This is a genomic window from Streptomyces sp. NRRL WC-3618, assembly GCF_001280005.1.
Classification (GTDB): domain Bacteria; phylum Actinomycetota; class Actinomycetes; order Streptomycetales; family Streptomycetaceae; genus Streptomyces.
The window spans coordinates 14,242-32,683 of record NZ_LGDW01000490.1; the positions used below are offsets into that span (position 1 = coordinate 14,242).

Here is an 18,442-nt window from a genome sequence, read left to right on the forward strand (position 1 = left end):
TCTCCGCCTAGGCTGGGCCCCGCTTCGGGGGGCACATAGGGCAACCAGACGCATGGGGGAACACATGTCCGACGAAAGCCGCAAGAGCAACGGGCAGGGGCCGGAGGAGCCCGAGGGGCACGAGCACGTACCCAGCAGGCAGCGCCGTCTCTTCCCGGGGATCTCCTCGCGTGCGTACGAGCACCCGGCGGACCGCTCCGCCCTGGTCGCCCTGCGCAAGCTCAGCGGGTTCGACACCGTCTTCAAGGCGCTCAGCGGACTGCTTCCCGAGCGCAGTCTGCGCCTGCTGTTCCTGTCCGACTCCGTGCGCGTCTCGGACCAGCAGTTCGGCCATCTCCACACCATGCTGCGGGACGCCTGTCACATCCTGGACCTGGAGAAGGTCCCGGCGATGTACGTCAACCAGGATCCGCAGCCCAACGCGATGTGCATCGGGCTGGACGAGCCGATCATCGTCGTCACCACCGGTCTCGTAGAACTGCTCGACGAGGAGGAGATGCGGGCCGTCGTCGGGCACGAGGTGGGACATGCCCTCTCGGGTCACTCCGTGTACCGGACGATCCTGCTCTTCCTGACCAACCTGGCCGTCCGCGTCGCCTGGATCCCGCTCGGCAACCTCGCGATCATGGCGATCGTGACGGGCCTGCGCGAGTGGTTCCGCAAGTCGGAGCTGTCCGCCGACCGCGCCGGGCTGCTCGTCGGCCAGGACCTCAAGGCCTCCATGCGCGGCCTGATGAAGATCGCCGGCGGCAACCACCTGCACGAGATGAACGTGGACGCGTTCCTCGCGCAGGCCGAGGAGTACGAGGCGGGGGGCGACCTGCGCGACTCCGTACTGAAGATCCTCAACGTCCTTCCGCGCACCCACCCCTTCACCACCGTGCGCGCCGCCGAGCTGAAGAAGTGGGCCGAGTCCCGCGACTTCCAGCGGATCATGGACGGTCACTACCCGCGCCGCGCCGAGGACAAGAACACCTCGGTCTCGGACTCCTTCCGTGAGTCGGCGGCGAGCTACGCGAGCAACGTCAAGAACTCCAAGGACCCGCTGATGAAGCTGGTCGCCGACATCACTGGCGGGGCGGGCGACCTCGGCGGCCGGGTCCGGCGCGGATTCGGCGGAAGCGGCACGAACGGCAACGGCGGACGCGGCGAGAGTCCGAACGGCGACTGACCCGCACGGCGCCGACGGCCGGGCGGCAGGTCACAGCTTCGGCTGCGCCCCCGCCGCCATCGAGCCGCACAGCGCCGTCGCGCCGCCCGTCGCGTACGGATCCGTACCGGCGGGCCCGCCGGCCTTGGCGGTCTGGCCGGCCAGCAGCGGGCGGAAGTGGTCCGAGGCATCCTCGGCGCAGGACAGGGGCCCGGCCTGGACGTAGGAGACGACCAGCCTGGCCTGGCGCATCCGCAGGTCGTCGCGGTCGAAGCTGAAGTGCAGCTCGCGTCGGACGGTGAACAGGGACGCCTTCGCCCGCTGGCCGGCGCCGGTCGGCCGCAGCGCGTACACGAAGGTGTGGTCCGCGACGACCTCGAGGGTCCTCATGTCGACCTCGCCGGCGCGCAGGGTGCCCCGCACCCGGATCCGGTCGTCGGCCAGCTGGGCGTGGGAGGGGTCGAAACGGACCAGCCATCCGGTGGGCTCGTGCTTGGCGTCGGCGGCCGGGCGCTCGAAGCTCTGGTCGAACTGGTCGAGCTGGTCCGGATCGAGCATCACCCGCACGGCGCGGACCTCCCGGCCGGCGAGCACCTCCGGATAGAGCGAGGACTCGACCAGATAGTCCTTGGCGACGGTCAGCGCGCTGACGACCTGGCCCTCCGAGAAGTGCGCGGTGCGCCGTGTGGCGGGCAGCGCGATGCCCTCGGCTCCTACGCCGAACTGCGCCGCCGGGCTCTTGGCGAACAGTTGTTCAGGGTCGGTCGCTCCGGGCACGGCGCCCTGCGGCGCGAGCGGGATGACGGTCATCCGCAGCGGCTCGGGGGCCAGCCCGGCGATCGGGCTCTGGTAGGGGTTGCGTACGCCCATGTAGATCGCGGTACCGAAGGCGACGGCGATCAGCACGACGAGGATCAGCACCTGCCGGGACAGCCCCCGGCGCAGGGGCTGACGGCGGCGTACGGCGGGGGCGTGGTCGTCCAGGCGCTCCTGCGCGGAGAACTCCTGGAGCCGGGCAGCGCGAACGAACGATTCGTCGAAGACGACGGATCGGTACTCGTCCTCGCCGCCACCGGGGGCAGCCTCGGGTGTCCCCTCAGGTGGGTCTCCTGGTCCGCCCATACCTTCAGAGTAGGTCTCCGGACGCCCCGGTAAACGCCCGGCCGCACGACAGTTCTGACAGGTTCCCACCAGGACGGGAACAGGGCACGGGCAGACTGGCCGTCTCGCGGGCAGGTTTGGGTCAGGGTGTGCGCGGGATCGCCGAGACGGCCGGCGGGGAGTAGTCGGCCGAGGCCGAAGGACTCGCGCCGGTGCTCACTCCGATGCTCGACCCGGCGTTCGTCCCGCTGCCCTGCTCAAGGCCGGTCGAGGCGGGCGTCGGGACCCGGTCCTGACGGCTGGAGGACGCCCCCCGGTAGACCGCAGTGAACGCCAGCGCGACCATGCCGATCCCCATCACGAGGGCGAGGACCCAGGCGACCGGGCGGTGCCAGCGGGAGACCTGTTTGCCGTGCGTGCCCGCGGCGCCGTAACGGCCCTCGAGGATCTCGGCGTCGTCCAGGTCGTCCAGATCCGGATCGTGGCCGTAGTAGCCGGGGTCGTCTGGCCCGAAGGCGTCCTCGTAGCGCTCGTCGTCGCCTCTGAGGCCTCGGGCGTGCGCCCGGCGTGCCTCGGCCTCGGATGCCTCCGCTCTCGCCTCAGCGGCGGCCAGGAGGCGTTCGACGGCGGTCGGCTCGTGCACCACGGCCGCCTGCACGAAGGCCTCGTCAAAGACCACGGAGGCGAACTCTTCGTCCGACACTCCGCGGTCGTGGTCGTCGTCGGGCTCCCAGCCGTCAGGGAAGAACGGCGTGCCCCCCACGTCCTCCGGCACGCATCCAGAGTAGACCGGGGGTGTCAATTTGGGCAGACGGTAGGGAAATTCAGCTTCTGGATGAGATGCGTTTCGTCCCCCGCCGACCGCCCTCGCGCGCCCCGGCGGCCGGTCGCGGGATCGCGTCTGTCAGCGGCGAATGTGCCCGTCACCGGTGACGATGTACTTGGTGCTGGTCAGCTCCGGCAGCCCCATCGGCCCGCGCGCGTGCAGCTTCTGCGTCGAGATACCGATCTCCGCCCCGAAACCGAACTGACCGCCATCGGTGAACCGCGTCGAGGCGTTGACGGCGACCGTCGTCGAGTCCACCAGTTGGGTGAAGCGGCGCGCGGCCTGCTGCGAGGTCGTCACGATCGCCTCGGTGTGGCCGGAGGTCCACAGCCGGATGTGCTCGACGGCCCGGTCCAGCGAGTCGACGACGGCGGCGGCGATGTCGTACGACAGGTACTCGGTCTCCCAGTCCTCCAGGGTCGCCTCGACCACCGTGGCCTTGGAGTCCTTCGCGTACGCCAGCACGCGCTCGTCGGCGTGCACGGTGACCCCGGCCTCGGCCAGCGCGTCGAGCGCGCGCGGCAGGAACTCGGGGGCGATGTCCTGGTGGACGAGGAGGGTCTCGGCGGAGTTGCAGACGCTCGGGCGCTGGGCCTTGGAGTTGATCAGGATCTCGATCGCCATGTCGATGTCGGCGTGCGCGTCCACGTACACATGGCAGTTGCCCGTGCCGGTCTCGATGACGGGGACGGTCGACTCCTGGACGACGGTCCGGATCAGGGAGGCGCCGCCGCGCGGGATGAGTACGTCGACCAGACCGCGGGCGCGCATCAGTTCCCCCACGGATTCGCGGCCCTCGCCGGGTACGAGTTGCACGGCGTCGGCGGGCAGCCCGGCCCCTCCGACGGCGTCGCGCAGCACCCGTACGAGCGCGGTGTTCGACTCGTACGCGGAGGACGAGCCCCGCAGCAGGACCGCGTTGCCGGACTTGAGGCAGAGGGCGGCGGCGTCGACCGTCACGTTCGGGCGGGCCTCGTAGATGATGCCGACGACTCCCAGCGGGACGCGGACCTGGCGCAGGTCGATGCCGTTGGGGAGGGTGGAGCCGCGGACCACCTCGCCGACCGGGTCGGGCAGCGCCACCACGTCCCGTACGTCGGAGGCGATCGCGCGCACCCGCTCCGGGGTGAGCGTCAGCCGGTCGACGACCGTCTCGCTGGTGCCAGCCTCGCGCGCGCGGGCGATGTCCTTGGCGTTGGCCTGGACGATTTCGCTCGTACGGACTTCCAGCGCGTCCGCGATGGCGAGCAGCGCGTCGTCCTTCTCGGCCCGCGGGAGGGGGGCGAGGTCGGCGGCGGCGGCCTTGGCGCGGTAGGCGGCCCGGGTGACCGGGGACATCGAGTCGTACGGCGAAAGCGTGGTCATGAGGGAAGCGTAGTGCGCCGCGCCGAACCGTCCAGCGGCTATCCCAAACCCCGAGACACGCCCCTGAGACCCCGCAAACGGGTGACCTCCGCGCGGGACAGGCCCGTAAGGGATGGGCCCTAGAAGGGGTGGACGCCCACCGGGGTCGCCGGTAGGGGGCCGAAGCCCTCGGCGATGCGGTAGTGGTAGGTCTCGCGGTCGATGACCTCCAGGCCGACGATCTCCCAGGGCGGCAGCTGCGCGGTCTGGCGGTGCTCGCCCCACAGGCGCAGGGCGACGGCCGCGGCGTCGTGCAGGTCGCGGGCCTCTTCCCAGTAGCGGATCTCCGCGTGGTCGTTGGCGTATCTGCTGGTCAGCAGGAAGGGATGGTCGTGGGCGAGCTGTTCGAGGCCTCGCCGGACCTCTTTCAGCGGGGCCTCGGCGCCGGAGACACTGAGCGTGACATGCCACAGGCGCGGCACGTCCTTCGGCTCCTCGTACGTCTCCTCGTAGCGGGCACCGGCCGCGACGCTGGTCAGGGCGCGCTCCTCGCCCACCTTGCGGGAGGTGGTTCCACCGCGGGACGCCCCCGCCCCAGGGCGCACTCGTCTCACGGCGGCCTCCTTTACCCGATGGTCGTGCGGAATCTCCCTGAAACAGAGAGAAGCAGGTACGCACGCTTCTTGGGGCACTTTTGCGGAACGTCCACCTCACGGCGGGCGGATTTGCGGGGCGTTCCCCCTGTTTTCGGCCTTTGCCGGTACCGCGGTGAAGAAGAGGGTCAACGCGCCCGAAGGGTTGCCCTACGGATTCAGAATGACGAGGTCGTCCCTGTGTACGACCTCGCGCTCGTACGCCGCGCCCAGTTCGCGGGCCAGTTCGCGCGTCGAGCGGCCGATCAGCTGGGGGATCTCCTTGGCGTCGAAGTTGACGAGCCCGCGTGCGATCGCGTGGCCCGCGCTGTCGCGCAGCTCGACCGGGTCACCCGCGACGAACTCGCCCTCGACCGCGGCGATACCGGCCGGCAGCAGCGACTTGCGCCCCTCGACGACCGCGCGCACCGCGCCGTCGTCGAGGGTGAGCGAGCCCTGCGGGGTGGAGGCGTGCTGGAGCCAGAGGAGGCGGTCGGCGGAGCGTCTGCCGGTGGCGTGGAAGTAGGTGCCCGTGTCCCGGCCCGCGAGGGCGTCGGCGGCGTGGATCGCGCTGGTCAGGACCACCGGGATACCGGCGGCGGCGGCGATCCGGGCGGCCTCGACCTTGGTGACCATGCCGCCGGTGCCGACGCCCGCCTTGCCCGCGCTGCCGATGTCGACGTGGGCGAGGTCCGACGGGTCGCGCACCTCGGCGATCCGGGCCGTACCGGGCTTGCTGGGGTCGCCGTCGTACACGCCGTCGATGTCGGACAGCAGGACGAGGAGGTCGGCGCGCACGAGGTGGGCGACGAGGGCGGCGAGGCGGTCGTTGTCGCCGAAGCGGATCTCGTCCGTGGCGACGGTGTCGTTCTCGTTGACGACCGGGAGCGCGCCCATCGCGAGGAGCTTGTCGAGGGTGCGCGAGGCGTTGCGGTGGTGGGCGCGGCGGCTGGTGTCGTCGGAGGTCAGCAGCACCTGGCCGACGCGGATGCCGTGGCGGGCGCAGGAGGCGGTGTAGCGGGCGACGAGGAGTCCCTGCCCGACGCTGGCGGCGGCCTGCTGACGGGCCAGGTCCTTGGGGCGGCGGCGCAGGCCGAGAGGGGCGAGACCTGCGGCGATGGCGCCGGAGGAGACGAGAACGATCTCCTTCTCACCGCCGCTGCGACTCTTGGCGAGGACGTCGACGAGCGCGTCGACCCGGTCGGCGTCGAGGCCGCCGGTCGCGGTGGTCAGCGACGAGGAACCCACTTTGACGACAATCCTGTGGGCCTCTGCGACGGCCTGCCTTGCCCCTGCCACTGCGTTCTGTCCCCTCGGGTCGCCCGGCTGCGCTGACGGGCAATTTACGCGAACGGGGGCGGGGGTGCGCATTCGTCCAGTGGGCGGACCCCGCCACCGCGCCCCCTCAGGTACGCGCGGCCGCCGCCTGCCGCTTCTGTCCGGCGTTGCGCGCCTCGGCCTTCACCGCTAGGTCCGCCGTGGCGGTGTTGAACTGCTCGATGGACGGCGGCTCGTCGGGCCCGAGCAGATACTGCTTGAGCTCGGCGCGCTCACCGGCCAGCGGATCGGCCGCCGGGTCCCGCACCGCGGCCAGCAACTGCCCCAGTTCCGCGGCGGTGTTGGTGAGGATCACGGCGGCGCGTACGGCGGTGTTCTGCAGCTTGAACTCCTCGGCGCCCAGCGCCGCCGAGTCCGTCACGGCGTACGGCTTGCCGCTCGCGATGAAGTCGGAGACCACGCTGGAGATGTCGGAGACCATCCCGTCGGACACGTTGAAGCAGTCGTAGAGCCGTGGCTCGGCGCCCGTGACGACCCGGTGCTCCCCGGCGCCGAACGAACGCCAGTACGCGTCGTTCCACTCGGTGCGCAGCTTCGCGATCTCCTCGTGCCGCTCCCCGTCGACGACCCCGTCCCGGGTCGCCTCCGCCTCGTCGCCCTTCTCACCGGCGGGCCCGGCCAGTTCGGCGAGGCGCGCCTCGATACGGGCGAGGTCGGTCCTGGCCCGCGTCTGCTCGTCGGCGTCGCCCAGGAAGCGCGGGTCGGCGGCCCGTTCGACGGCGGCCTTCTCCACCAGCGCGGTGATGCGCTCGTGGGCGGCCTTGGCCTCGTCGCTGCGGGTGCCGGTGAAGGGGTGCGGCTTGTACAGCACACGGACGGGCGGGTCGGCCGCCACCAGCTCGCGCACGATGTTCTCGCCGGCGAGGAGGAGGGAGGTGTTGCCGGGGTCGTCGTCCCAGCCCTCCCAGGTGGGGGCGTACAGAATGGTCGGGACCTGGGCCTCCGGCACCGCCCGCGACGCGCGAATGGGCGCCAGCTGGGGCCGCCCGACCTCGACGATGTCCTCGTCCCGGACACCCACGTCGGCGATCGCGTACCGGTCGCGTCCGGCCCGCCCGGCGACCCACACCTCGTCGTAGGCCTTGCTGAACGGGTTCACGCTGGCGATCTTGTCGCTGTCGCCGTGCCCGATGAAGACGTGCTTCATGGTCGGTACGCGCAGCAGGTGGATGTTCTTGCCGACGTTCGCCGCGTACAGCGCGACCCGGACCGTGCGCAGGTCCAGGTTCATCAGATGGATGCCGCCGGGCACACAGATCACCGGGACGGTCGTGGGCGCGAGGTTCTGCAGGATGACGCGTTCCCTGAGGACGATCAGGGGCCGGGTGTCCAGTTGCTCCATCGTCTCGAGCCACATGTTGACCTGGTACACCGAGTCCTTGGAGCCGGAGAAGTACAGCACCGTCTGCGGCCGGTACTCCCGCAGCCACGCGTCCGTCGCCGCGAGCACCGTCTCCGCGTCCGGCGGGATGCGGCGGCCCCGGACGTAGGGCGCGAGGACGACCACGTACAGGAACGCCAGTCCGAGGGTGACACCGACGCCGGTCATGCCGAACACCGTCGAGCCCGTCTCGGCGGTGACCAGGATGCCGGTGAGCGCGGCCAGGTCGAGGTGGACCATCTTCTCGGTGGAGCGGTCCAGGAGAAAGCGCGGCGGAGCATCCGGGATGGCGATGCGCGAGGCCAGGTCGACGTTGCGGGTGGCGACCGGCATCCGGCGGCGGTTGCGGATCAGCGTGATCAGGGCGCCGTGCGGGGCCTGGAAGCCGTAGAACGCGATGAAGCAGGCGATCGCGGCGTAGAAGATCACGTCCCTGGAGAGGTCCAGGCGGGCCAGCAGCAGCAGCACCAGCAGCTCTCGGACCAGGAACCGGATGGAGACACCCGCCCGCACCTTGCTGAGGCGGTTGACCAGATAGCTGCCCCGGTGGTGCAGATAGTGGTCCGCCAGGTAGGTCACTGCGGCGGCGACGGCGAAGGCGGGCACACTCGGGAGGAGCGCGGCCAGCATGAGACAGGGGAAGCCCAGCAACATGAGGACCGCCGCAGCCAGTTCGGCCGGGCTGCCCACTCGGGCGACGCGCATTGCAGTGGAAATCAAGGAGAACCTGTATCTGGGAAATACCCGGGAACGATCCGGGAATTATCTGAGAATACTCTGGGGGTCTGTCCGACGGTTTCTGTGGTTTTTGTGTTTTCCGCGTGGCCTTTATGTCGAGAGCCGAAAACTCGCCGTCATGCCAGGTCGTCGTTCTGCCGGTCGAGGACGCCTGCGAGCGCCTGTTCGAAGCCGGAGGCCCGGCCGGCCTCGGCCGTCGGGTCCTGCTGGCGGACGTCGATGACATGCCCGGTCAGCTCGGAGAGCAGCACGTCCAGCGACGTACGGGCCACCGCCTCGGAGGACAGCAGCGACCCCGCGGGCTCCTGGCCGAAGGCCTTGGTGCGCATCGGCGTGGCCGTGCGCTCGGGGTTGACGCAGTTGACGCGGACGCCGTCGGCGGCCCATTCGTCGGACAGCGCCTGGGTGAGGTTGACCATCGCGGCCTTGGTGGAGGAGTAGAGGCTGTACTCGGCCCGGCCGCGCGTGTAGCTGCTGGAGGTGTAGAGGAGCAGCTGCCCCTTGGTCTCGGCGAGGTACTTGTAGGCCGAACGGGCGATCTGCACGGGGGCCAGGTAGTTGACCTTCAGCGCTTCCTCGATGGTCGCGTTGTCGGTCTCGGCGAGCTTGCCGATCCGCAGTACGCCGGCCGTGTTGACGACGTAGTCGACGCGCCCGGTCTCGGAGTACGCCCTGGACAGCGCGTCGTCGACCTCCTCCGGGTTCTCGACGTGCGTACCCGTGGTCGACCGCCCGAGGGCGTACACCTTGGCGCCGTACCCCTCGGCCAGCTCGGCGATGTCCTTGCCGATGCCGTAGGACCCGCCGAAGACGACGAGGGTCTTACCGGTGAGGAGCTCGCCGTACGCCTCCTCGCTCATCTGTTCCGGCGTGGCGGCGGAGGCGAGCTGGAAGAGCTTGTCGGCGATGAACACGTCGACGGGCTGGGTGACCTTCATGTTGTACTCGTCGCCCGCGACGACATGGATCGGTACGTCCGGCAGATACCGCAGTACGACCGTACAGTCGTCCGTGGCCTGGAAGTTGGGGTCGCCGGCCGCGACCTCGTAGGCCCGCCGGATGGTCGACAGCTTGAACGCCTGGGGCGTCTGGCCGCGCCGCAGCCGTGAGCGGTCGGGAATCTCGGTGATGAACTCACCGTCGTCACCGTGGGTGCGCGTGACGATGATCGTGTCGGCGGAGGGAATGGCGACGTCGACCGCCTGATACCGATCGAGGGCGGCCACACAGTCGTCGATGACCCGCTGAGACAGCAGCGGCCGTACGGCGTCATGGAACAGGACGTTGCGGTCCTCGCCCTCGGCCAGGCCCTCCCCCAGGGCTTCGATGGCCCGCTCGGTGGTGTCGTTGCGGGTGACACCGCCCTCGATGATCCGGGTGACCTTCCTGAAGCCCGCCTTGGCGACGATCTTCTCGATGTCCGCCACGTAGCCGGGCGCCATCAGCACGATGACGTCGTCGATCGACTCCGCCTGCTCGAAGGTGTTCAGGGTGTGCTCGATGACCGCCTTGCCAGCGATCTTCAGCAGCTGCTTCGGAATCGACAGACCCACCCGCTGACCGGTGCCGCCCGCGAGGACGACGGCGGTGGTACGGGGCTTGGCTTTGCGCTGGGACACGGGCGACCTACCTCGGGGCAACGGAGAACCCTGAAATCGTCCCACCTGCGGTTACCGCAGTGCAAGGTGAGCGCCCGGCGAGGCAAATATGAACAACCGGGGACTGCCACCGGAATTTCTGTGAGTTGTGAGTAACGGCACAGAAATTCCGGCCCTTTCCCTCGCTCAGACTTTCCGCACTCCCGGCCTTCCGGCATCCACACGGAGCTTGGCGAGGGTCCGGGAGGCCGAGGTGGGCCTGGTCACCGTGTCAGCTATCCGGACCTGGGCGTCGATACCGGTGGGCCGGATGTCGAAGAGGTGGTAGCCGCGGTGGTTGTCGGTGACCTTCCAGTGCGGGTTGTCGGCCCTGAGCGGGTCCATCATCCGGCGGAAGGCGGCGGTGTCCGGGTTCCCGCCGCTGGAGATGGACGTACCGACGAACTCGGCACCGACCACCGCCGAGCGGGGATCGGCGAAGTCCCGCCTGAGGTCGCTGATCATGGTGACGTGACGGTCGCCGCTGAGGACGACGGGGTTTTTGACGCGGACGAACTCGGCGAGCAGCGCGTTGCGTTCGACCTGGTAGCCGTCCCAGGCGTCGTAGAACCATTTCTTGCCGTCGCCGATCTTGAGGTCGGTCTCGGCCATCATGATCTGTGAGGCGATGAGGTTCCACTGCGCCTGCGACCCGTGCAGCCCGTCCAGCAGCCACTGCTTCTGCTCGGCACCGAGCATCGTCATCGCCGGGTCCTGGGCGCCCGCCTGGCTGGTCGCCTGGTTGCTGCGGAACTGCCGGGTGTCGAGCACGTTGAGGCGCACGAGCCGCCCGAAGTCGAGCCGCCGGTGCATCCGGATGTGGGGCCCGTTGGGCACGGACGTGGCGCGTACGGGCATGTGCTCGTAGTAGGCCTGGTAGGCGGCGGTGATCCGCGCGAGGAATGCCTCGGGGGACTGTTTGTCGGGATCCTGAGGGTTGTCCCCGGCGAAGTCGTTGTCGACCTCGTGGTCGTCGAAGGTGACGACGAAGGGCGCGGTGGCGTGCATCGCTTTGAGGTGCGGATCGCTCTTGTACTGGGCATACCGGTTGCGGTACTGGACGAGGCTGAACGGCTCGCCGGTGCCCTCGTGATTGCGAATGCTGACGATCGGGGATGTCGACTCGTAGATGTAGTCACCCACGAAGACGACGAGGTCCGGGTCCTGGGCGCGCATGTCGGCGTACGGCGTGAAGTAGCCGTGCTGCCAGTTCTGGCAGGAGGCGAGCGCGAGGCGCAGCCGGCTGCCCGCGGCGGACGCGGCGGGAGCGGTACGGGTGCGCCCGACCGGCGAGAGCTGCCCGCTGGTCCGGAACCGGTACCAGTAGTGCCGGTCGGGACGCAGCCCCCGTATGTCGGCGTGCACGCTGTGCCCGTACTCGGGTCGGGCCCAGGCGTAGCCGCGACGGACCTGCCGCCTGAACCGGGAGTCCTCGGATATCTGCCACTCGACGGCGACAGCCCTGGCGGGCATCCCACCACCGTGGAGCGGATCGGGGGCGAGCCGGGTCCACAGCACGATGCCGTCGGGCAGCGGGTCCCCGGAGGCGACTCCGAGGCTGAACACCCCGGCGGGCAGCGGAGTCTGCGCGGCGCGGGCGGTCCCCGCCATCAGAACCTGCCCGGACGTGGCGGCCCCGACGGCGGCGGCACCCGCGGTCAGAAACCGGCGCCGACCGCGCGAAACAACTCCACTCATCCACGAACTCCGTTGCCTGGAAGGTCTCTTGGACCTACGCAAGCTCCCACGGCGCGATGAACCGGAGACCCCCGAGGCCTGAATCAGGGGAAGATCATACTTCCGGCGATGGGACAGCAGAGGCGGAGGAGGCGGAGGAGGCGGAAAACCGCCCCCGCCGCCCACCGCACATGCCTGGAACCGGCTGAGCTACCTGGAACTGGCCGGAGCCAGCCGACAGTTGCTGGATCTAGAACGGCTCGAAGTCGTCGAACTCCTGCTGCGCCTCGTCCCGCTCCGCCTGCCGATCCCGCCGCCGCTGCGCGGCAGGCCTCGGCTCCTCGAGACGGTGGTCCTCGCCACGCCGCCCCAGCATCTCCGCCCCCGCCATGACCGTGGGCTCCCAGTCGAACACCACGGCGTTGTCCTCGGGACCGATGGCCACGCCATCGCCCGCCCGAGCCCCCGCCTTCATCAACTTGTCCTCGACACCCAGCCGGTTGAGCCGGTCGGCGAGATAACCCACCGCCTCGTCGTTGCTGAAGTCGGTCTGCCGTACCCAGCGCTCCGGCTTCTCGCCCCGCACCCGGAACAGCCCGTCCTCCTCCTGGACGACGGTGAAGCCCGCGTCGTCGACGGCCTTCGGCCGGATGACGATCCGGGTCGCCTCCTCCTTGGGCTTGGCGGCCCGCGCCTGCCCGACCATCTCGGCAAGCCCGAACGACAGCTCCTTCAGCCCGATATGGGCGACGGCGGACACCTCGTACACCTGGTACCCCCGCGCCTCCAGCTCGGGCCGCACCATCTCGGCGAGATCCAGTCCGTCCGGCACGTCGACCTTGTTCAGCACCACGATCCGCGGCCGGTCCCCCAGCCCGCCGTACTGCTTCAGCTCCTCCTCGATGATGTCGAGGTCGGAGACGGGGTCACGCTCGGACTCCAGCGTCGCCGTGTCCAGCACATGCACGAGCACACTGCACCGCTCGACGTGCCGCAGGAACTCGAGCCCGAGCCCCTTGCCCTGGCTGGCACCGGGGATGAGTCCGGGGACGTCGGCGATCGTGTAGACGGTCGCGCCCGCGGTCACCACACCCAGGTTCGGGATCAGCGTCGTGAACGGATAGTCGGCGATCTTCGGCTTGGCGGCACTCAGCACCGAGATCAGCGACGACTTGCCGGCGCTCGGATACCCCACGAGCGCCACGTCGGCGACCGTCTTCAGCTCGAGGACGATGTCCTGCAACCCCCCGGGCACACCGAGGAGCGCGAAGCCGGGCGCCTTGCGCCGGGCCGAGGACAGCGCGGCGTTGCCGAGCCCGCCGCGCCCGCCCTCCGCGGCGACGTACGAGGTCCCGTGCCCGACCAGGTCGGCCAGCACGTTGCCCGCCTTGTCGAGAACGACCGTCCCGTCCGGCACGGGCAGCACCAGGTCCTGCCCGTCCTTGCCGGACCGGTTGCCGCCCTCGCCGGGCTTGCCGCTGGTGGCCTTGCGGTGCGGGGAGTGGTGGTAGTCGAGCAGCGTGGTCACGGACTGGTCGACGGTGAGGATCACGTCACCGCCGCGCCCGCCGTTGCCGCCGTCGGGCCCGCCCAGCGGCTTGAACTTCTCACGGTGGACGGAGGCACAGCCGTGACCTCCGCTACCCGCGGCGACATGCAGCTCGACGCGGTCCACGAAGGTGGTCATGGGATGTGCCTCCAGTTACGTACGGAAATCTCTGCGCAGAAGTGTCTGCTCAGTTGAAACACGCGAAAGGCGGACCCGCTTCCCGTCCGGGAAGTGAGGTCCGCCTCTCGAAAGAACCGATCAGGCGACCGGAACGATGTTCACGACCTTGCGCCCACGGTGGGTACCGAACTCCACCGCACCGGCGGCCAGCGCGAACAGCGTGTCGTCCTTGCCACGGCCGACGCTCGCGCCGGGGTGGAAGTGGGTGCCACGCTGGCGGACCAGGATCTCACCGGCGTTGACGACCTGACCGCCGAAGCGCTTCACGCCGAGCCGCTGAGCATTTGAGTCGCGACCGTTCCGGGTGGACGATGCGCCCTTCTTGTGTGCCATCTCTCCTCAGTCCCTTACTTCGCAGCCGCGGGGATCTCAGTGACCTTGATCGCCGTGTACTGCTGGCGGTGGCCCTGACGACGGCGGTAACCGGTCTTGTTCTTGTAGCGAAGGATGTCGATCTTGACGCCCTTGTGGTGGTCCACGATCTCGGCCTGAACCTTGATCCCGGCCAGCACCCAGGGGTCACTGGTCACGGCGTCGCCGTCGACAACGAGCAGGGTCGAGAGCTCGACCGTGTCGCCAACCTTGGCAGTGGAAATCTTGTCAACCTCAACGATGTCGCCGACAGCAACCTTGTGCTGGCGACCACCGCTGCGCACGATGGCGTACACGCGGGTCTCACTCTCTCGCTCGGGAACGACACCCCCGCAGTCCAGCCGCCCGACAGAAGCGAGTGGCCTCTCCCGCCGCACCGAAATGCCCGGTGCTCAGGAGGATGAAGGTTTACGGGGATGTGGCACGTCATGGACAAACTATGGACATGCCGACGCTCAAGATTACGGGGCCCGGCCTGAGGGGTCAAACCGGGCCCTGGCTCGCTGCTCCTGTCCGACGAGCAACTCCGCCACCCGGCGACACTGCTCGGGCTGTGCCTCGGCCGGCTCCCACAGGGCGGGCAGGCCACCTGTCCGAGGCCGCTCCTCCGCCCATTCGCGCACCCTCCTCGCCGCCACCTGCTTGACCATGGCAGGGCCAAGCGAGCCGCTGACAGCTCTCGCGTCTGCGGCTACGGCTACGGCCGGTCGAGCCCGAATTCGTAGGCCACTTCCCAGCGGACATCCGGAACGACGATGTCCGCTGTCTCCACGGGGCGCCCGTCCGCGTCGTAGTAGGTCCGCTCGATCGAAAGCAGCAGGTCGCCCAGGCTGATTCCGAGGAGATTCGCCTGAGTCTGCGTGGCCCGGGCGGGACGTGGCACTTCAACAGCGGTTTCGATCTCCACGCCGATGGATCGCATGCGCTCAACCACGCCCGTTGCCGCGAGTGGGCCCATTTCGGGCAGCACGATCGGTGTCCGGTCCGTGATGGCCATGGGCTCCCAGGAAGTGGCGAGCTGGACCGGCTGACCGTCGGCCAGGAATTCGTATCGCGTGGTCACGCACGGATCACCGGGGTTGATGGCGAGCCGCTCGGCGATGGAGTCGGGGGCGGGCACGCGGGCCTGACTGTGGGACTCCCAGGTACCGGTCATGCCGCGTTCGTTCATGTCCGCACGGAAGGGGGAGCCGCCCCGATGTTCGCGATGCCGGGAGCGGACCATCCGCACTCGCTCGCGCGGCTTGCGGACGTACGTGCCTGACCCGGCGCGCCCCTCCAGGACCCCTTCGACGATCAGCCGGTCCATGGCGCGCTGCGTGACATTTCGCCCGACGCCGTACTCCTCGGCGAGCCGAGCACCAGAAGGCAGCCGCGCACCAACTTCCCACTCTCCCGCAAGGATCCGCACACGCAGGGACTCGGCTACTTGCAAGTACGGCGCCTCGCGAGGCATGGGCAACTCTCCGGTTCCTCTGCCGTGGGGCGGCGAGTTAATCCAACGACATTGACAAGCTACTGCATGAGGTAGAAGCTACTTAAGTAGCACTACTCTATGCATCCATTCCATTACGGAAGGCCTTCTTCGTGCGCTCTGCGACATCGCGAGCTGCCGCGCTGGCCGCCAGGCTCGCGGCACTGACCGGACGTGAGGCGGTCATCGAAGAACTCGCCGACCTGATCCACGTCAGGGTCCCTTTTCCTGACCGGCTCAGCGACCTTCGGCGTCGCTCGCTGCTCGCGGTCCTCGCTGATGCCGACCGGTATGGCCACGACGCGAGTGAGCACGGAGCGACAGTTTGGGTCGAGGTCGACGACGGCGGCCCAGCCGGAGACTCCAACACCAGCCTTCAGAAGAGGAGTTGAATAGATGCTCCATGCGATCGCTCAAGCACTTGACCGCATCCGAGCTTTCTTCGTTCCACACGGGAGGCACCGTCCTGGGGCCGCTGCGGGTTCTGTAGCGCTGGGATGGTCCGTCCCCTCCGCCGCGCCGACGGCACCCCAGCCCGGGACGTCACACCCCACCATCGCCCCTACGGTCCGCCTCTGGTACGAGCCTCTCGACGGCACCGCCACCCCCCTCGTCCGTCCCTACCTCACGATCTACGAGCGCGAGGAGCAGGCCCGGCTCCAGCGGTTGCGACGCGACACGCTGTGGTGGACCACGTACGGAATCGACCTCGACACCCGTGACGTCCACACGCGGCTGGAGGTGGCGTGACGTACGACCACCTTCCCCATCTACGACTCCTGCCCTGGACCGGCACCGATGACAAGCAGTGCTACCTCCTCGCCGACGGCACTGGCACCAACACCGGAGTGTTGTCGCGGCACGCGGACCAGATCGAGGCCGTACAGCTCGGCCTCGCGGGTCGGCTGCTGGGCAGGGCGCGGGAGGTGGCAGCGGCACCGGAAGTGTCCATCGGTGAACTCCGGCTGCTAGCGGTTCAGTTGGCCGACGGCCTTCGTGACGCGCTACTCATCGCCGAAAGCCGAGGCACTCGGCTCGGCCGTGGGGAGTGGCTCAGCGCTGGGGAGTCCAGTGCCGCTTGCCCCAACCGGCGGCGTCGGCTCTCCCTGAGGGGTCATGTGCCGCGCCACCGCCCATCAAGGCCATCCACGACATCCTGACGTACAGGCCCGCCGTACCCCAGGCGCTCGGACTGCGCTCGTTCCCCGGCGGAGACCTGGCCTCCGCGAGCGCCGCTCGGCACTACGTCAGGGACACTGCACGCGCGTGGGGACTACCCAGAACGGTGGTGGACGACCTCGAAACGGTCACAGGCGAACTGACGGCGAACGCCCTGGAGCACAGCGCCAGCAGGACGGTCACAGTCACCCTGGCACGCATGGCCCGAGCAGCCGTCATCAGCGTGACCGATGAGGGCCGAGGCCGGCGGAATCACCACCGGCGAGTGCCCGAACCGAGCAGCCCGCCGTCGGACCAGGAACACGGGCGCGGACTCCTGATCATCGAGGCGCTGGCCACCTGTTGGGGGCAGCGACGGGTGGATGGAGGCCTGACCGTCTGCGCCGTGATCGGGGCGGGATACCGCTAAGCCGACCTCAGCGGCGCTAACGCCAAGGGGCACGGGCCCGGCAGCGACGAACTGCCCGAGGGCCCGGTTTGAGGAGCCAAACCGGGTCTTCGAACTTGAGCAGTGCGCCGTCGGTACGCGCTGAACGACGTAGTCGGGGGCATCGACGGTCGCGTCCACCCGCTGGTTGACGCGACGGGTACGAGCGCACCGGAGCCCCGACCGAGATACCCCGGTCGGGGCTCCTTCGTCCGCTGCCCGTTGCCCGTCAAAGCTGTGGTGACAGCAACGTGGATTCTTCAACTACGGCCGGTCGAACGTCTCGACTTTTGTTCGGCATTTCAGCTCACCATGGACATCAGTGAAGATCTCCAAAATGAAGTCCGGAAGAGCCCCCGAAGACGGATTTCCATCAGCTCCACGACTACCGGGCTCCGCTTGCCAATCCACCAGATGAACGACTGCAGCGTACCTACCACTATCGAGTCGAATCTCCACCTTCTCCGCACCGGTGTAATTTCCTACGGCCTCAATCCCGCCGAGTTCCAATACGCCATCTGAGACAAGGAGATAGGGCTCGGAGGAAACTAGTAGAGACAACCGCTCCCGTTCACTCAGATTTCCCGCAGCTTCCACACCGCGCACCGCGATCTGGAACGCCCCGTTGCCGCCGATGTTGATTGGAACGAAAGCACCAGCCAAGATCTGACGTTCGAGAGCTGAGTCTTCGGCAACCTCGTTCTCCCATTGCTCCAGCTCGTTGACATGCTCGAAGGCGCTCGCGCACCAGACGCCAAACAGCCCAGCGCTGGTCGCCACAGCTTGAGAGACGTCCACGTCACGCAACTGCATGGCCCTGCCCCACCTAACATGTTCTGACTGTGATCGAGATACTGCACACCAAATCGCCTGGTTGCAGTCCTTGCTTTTTCAGTTGTGCCGATATCTGCGACCCGAGACTTCGGTTTACCGAACTATCGAGTGGCCACATATTGCCGGCCTCGTCGAGTCCACCGAGCTGGAGATCGATCTTGTGGTCGATATCAGATCCGGCGACCGTCTGATTTCCAGCTCGACGCCAGACATCAGCGGCGCTCCCTGATCGCTGAACCTTGGTCACAATGAGCTGCGGAGCCGAATTCAGAGCAGCAACCTTTTCATCAGCCGCCGCGATCTGCTCCGGTGACCAATCGGGCTTGTAAGTCAGATCAAGTTTCGCCCCGTTGCAGTTGTGGACCAGGACCGACGTAGCCCCCGCCAGCACATAGTACGTGTGCTGCACGGACCCCTCTACCTGCTTTTTCGCAGGTCAAGCGCAGTTTGCTGGTCCGGTGAAGTGCGTGGGTGTCTATGGTTGTGGGGGGTTGTTGCCGTCGCTACTCAGGTTGAACTCGTAGTGTCCGGGTGCGTGATTACCAGGGTTCGATGATCAGGCCGGTTCCGGCGAGGCAGCCGTCGATCAGGTGGGGTCTGAAC

18 protein-coding genes are annotated in these 18,442 nt (G+C 68.6%); 4 read left to right on the plus strand and 14 right to left on the minus strand.

Annotation, left to right across the window (positions count from 1 at the left end; translation table 11 throughout):
* The first annotated feature begins 64 nt into the window (after window positions 1-64).
* A complete protein-coding gene (locus ADL01_RS39555) occupies window positions 65-1,171 on the plus strand; it encodes a M48 family metallopeptidase (protein WP_053746929.1) in 1,107 nt (368 codons plus the stop codon).
* A 30-nt stretch (window positions 1,172-1,201) separates the two neighbouring features.
* On the opposite strand, the gene ADL01_RS39560 is transcribed toward ADL01_RS39555, so the two are convergent.
* From ADL01_RS39560 to ADL01_RS39615, 12 genes are all read right to left on the minus strand, one after another.
* On the minus strand, window positions 1,202-2,272 hold the full coding sequence (locus ADL01_RS39560) for a hypothetical protein (RefSeq protein ID WP_053746930.1): 1,071 nt from the start codon (window positions 2,270-2,272) through the stop codon (window positions 1,202-1,204).
* Between the two features lie 121 nt (window positions 2,273-2,393).
* The gene (locus ADL01_RS39565; protein WP_053746931.1) at window positions 2,394-3,026 is read right to left on the minus strand and encodes a hypothetical protein; all 633 of its coding nucleotides are present in this window, start codon (window positions 3,024-3,026) and stop codon (window positions 2,394-2,396) included.
* A 129-nt stretch (window positions 3,027-3,155) separates the two neighbouring features.
* Window positions 3,156-4,442: a glutamate-5-semialdehyde dehydrogenase gene (locus tag ADL01_RS39570; protein WP_053746932.1), complete on the minus strand. Its 1,287-nt coding sequence runs from the start codon at window positions 4,440-4,442 to the stop codon at window positions 3,156-3,158.
* Window positions 4,443-4,561: 119 nt separating this feature from the next.
* Window positions 4,562-5,026, minus strand: a complete 465-nt coding sequence (locus ADL01_RS39575; protein ID WP_053746933.1) for a hypothetical protein — start codon at window positions 5,024-5,026, stop codon at window positions 4,562-4,564.
* A gap of 198 nt (window positions 5,027-5,224) precedes the next feature.
* A complete protein-coding gene (proB, locus tag ADL01_RS39580; protein WP_053746934.1) occupies window positions 5,225-6,352 on the minus strand; it encodes a glutamate 5-kinase in 1,128 nt (375 codons plus the stop codon).
* A gap of 106 nt (window positions 6,353-6,458) precedes the next feature.
* Window positions 6,459-8,492 (minus strand): hypothetical protein, encoded by a 2,034-nt coding sequence (locus ADL01_RS39585; protein ID WP_053746935.1) that lies wholly within the window; start codon window positions 8,490-8,492, stop codon window positions 6,459-6,461.
* Window positions 8,493-8,626: 134 nt separating this feature from the next.
* A complete protein-coding gene (locus tag ADL01_RS39590) occupies window positions 8,627-10,129 on the minus strand; it encodes a bifunctional cytidylyltransferase/SDR family oxidoreductase (protein ID WP_053746936.1) in 1,503 nt (500 codons plus the stop codon).
* 165 nt (window positions 10,130-10,294) lie between these two features.
* Window positions 10,295-11,845, minus strand: a complete 1,551-nt coding sequence (locus ADL01_RS39595) for an alkaline phosphatase D family protein (RefSeq protein ID WP_053746937.1) — start codon at window positions 11,843-11,845, stop codon at window positions 10,295-10,297.
* Between the two features lie 229 nt (window positions 11,846-12,074).
* Window positions 12,075-13,511, minus strand: coding sequence for a GTPase ObgE (obgE, locus tag ADL01_RS39600; RefSeq protein WP_053746938.1), 1,437 nt, complete (start codon window positions 13,509-13,511; stop codon window positions 12,075-12,077).
* A 120-nt stretch (window positions 13,512-13,631) separates the two neighbouring features.
* Window positions 13,632-13,886, minus strand: a complete 255-nt coding sequence (gene rpmA, locus ADL01_RS39605) for a 50S ribosomal protein L27 (RefSeq protein ID WP_006374707.1) — start codon at window positions 13,884-13,886, stop codon at window positions 13,632-13,634.
* 14 nt (window positions 13,887-13,900) lie between these two features.
* On the minus strand, window positions 13,901-14,221 hold the full coding sequence (rplU, locus tag ADL01_RS39610; RefSeq protein WP_006374708.1) for a 50S ribosomal protein L21: 321 nt from the start codon (window positions 14,219-14,221) through the stop codon (window positions 13,901-13,903).
* A 401-nt stretch (window positions 14,222-14,622) separates the two neighbouring features.
* Window positions 14,623-15,381 carry a GntR family transcriptional regulator gene (locus tag ADL01_RS39615; protein WP_053746939.1) on the minus strand — a complete coding sequence of 253 codons (759 nt, stop codon included), beginning with the start codon at window positions 15,379-15,381 and terminating at the stop codon, window positions 14,623-14,625.
* A gap of 414 nt (window positions 15,382-15,795) precedes the next feature.
* On the opposite strand from ADL01_RS39615, the gene ADL01_RS47070 reads away from it, so the two are divergent.
* Genes ADL01_RS47070 through ADL01_RS43245 form a run of 3 tightly spaced genes read left to right on the plus strand, consistent with a single transcriptional unit; the run spans window position 15,796 to window position 16,987 of the window.
* Complete coding sequence (locus ADL01_RS47070; protein WP_053746941.1) at window positions 15,796-16,149, plus strand: hypothetical protein; 354 nt, start codon at window positions 15,796-15,798, stop codon at window positions 16,147-16,149.
* Window positions 16,146-16,559, plus strand: coding sequence for a hypothetical protein (locus ADL01_RS43240; protein WP_199835131.1), 414 nt, complete (start codon window positions 16,146-16,148; stop codon window positions 16,557-16,559). The genes ADL01_RS47070 and ADL01_RS43240 overlap by 4 nt, the downstream gene beginning before the upstream one ends.
* Window positions 16,448-16,987, plus strand: a complete 540-nt coding sequence (locus ADL01_RS43245; RefSeq protein WP_078961050.1) for an ATP-binding protein — start codon at window positions 16,448-16,450, stop codon at window positions 16,985-16,987. The genes ADL01_RS43240 and ADL01_RS43245 overlap by 112 nt, the downstream gene beginning before the upstream one ends.
* 282 nt (window positions 16,988-17,269) lie before the next feature.
* On the opposite strand, the gene ADL01_RS45135 is transcribed toward ADL01_RS43245, so the two are convergent.
* Window positions 17,270-17,818, minus strand: a complete 549-nt coding sequence (locus tag ADL01_RS45135; RefSeq protein WP_159049760.1) for a hypothetical protein — start codon at window positions 17,816-17,818, stop codon at window positions 17,270-17,272.
* Between the two features lie 13 nt (window positions 17,819-17,831).
* Complete coding sequence (locus tag ADL01_RS43250; protein WP_199835129.1) at window positions 17,832-18,248, minus strand: hypothetical protein; 417 nt, start codon at window positions 18,246-18,248, stop codon at window positions 17,832-17,834.
* Window positions 18,249-18,442: the final 194 nt, after the last annotated feature.

Excerpts from the sequence above, each read along its gene's own strand:
- ADL01_RS39555 (WP_053746929.1), top strand. The coding sequence starts at position 65 with ATGTCCGACGAAAGCCGCAAGAGCAACGGGCAGGGGCCGGAGGAGCCC.
- ADL01_RS39560 (WP_053746930.1), bottom strand. The coding sequence starts at position 2,272 with ATGGGCGGACCAGGAGACCCACCTGAGGGGACACCCGAGGCTGCCCCC.
- ADL01_RS39570 (WP_053746932.1), bottom strand. The coding sequence starts at position 4,442 with ATGACCACGCTTTCGCCGTACGACTCGATGTCCCCGGTCACCCGGGCC.
- ADL01_RS39595 (WP_053746937.1), bottom strand. The coding sequence starts at position 11,845 with ATGAGTGGAGTTGTTTCGCGCGGTCGGCGCCGGTTTCTGACCGCGGGT.
- obgE (WP_053746938.1), bottom strand. The coding sequence starts at position 13,511 with ATGACCACCTTCGTGGACCGCGTCGAGCTGCATGTCGCCGCGGGTAGC.
- rpmA (WP_006374707.1), bottom strand. The coding sequence starts at position 13,886 with ATGGCACACAAGAAGGGCGCATCGTCCACCCGGAACGGTCGCGACTCA.
- ADL01_RS39615 (WP_053746939.1), bottom strand. The coding sequence starts at position 15,381 with ATGCCTCGCGAGGCGCCGTACTTGCAAGTAGCCGAGTCCCTGCGTGTG.
- ADL01_RS47070 (WP_053746941.1), top strand. The coding sequence starts at position 15,796 with ATGCTCCATGCGATCGCTCAAGCACTTGACCGCATCCGAGCTTTCTTC.
- ADL01_RS45135 (WP_159049760.1), bottom strand. The coding sequence starts at position 17,818 with ATGCAGTTGCGTGACGTGGACGTCTCTCAAGCTGTGGCGACCAGCGCT.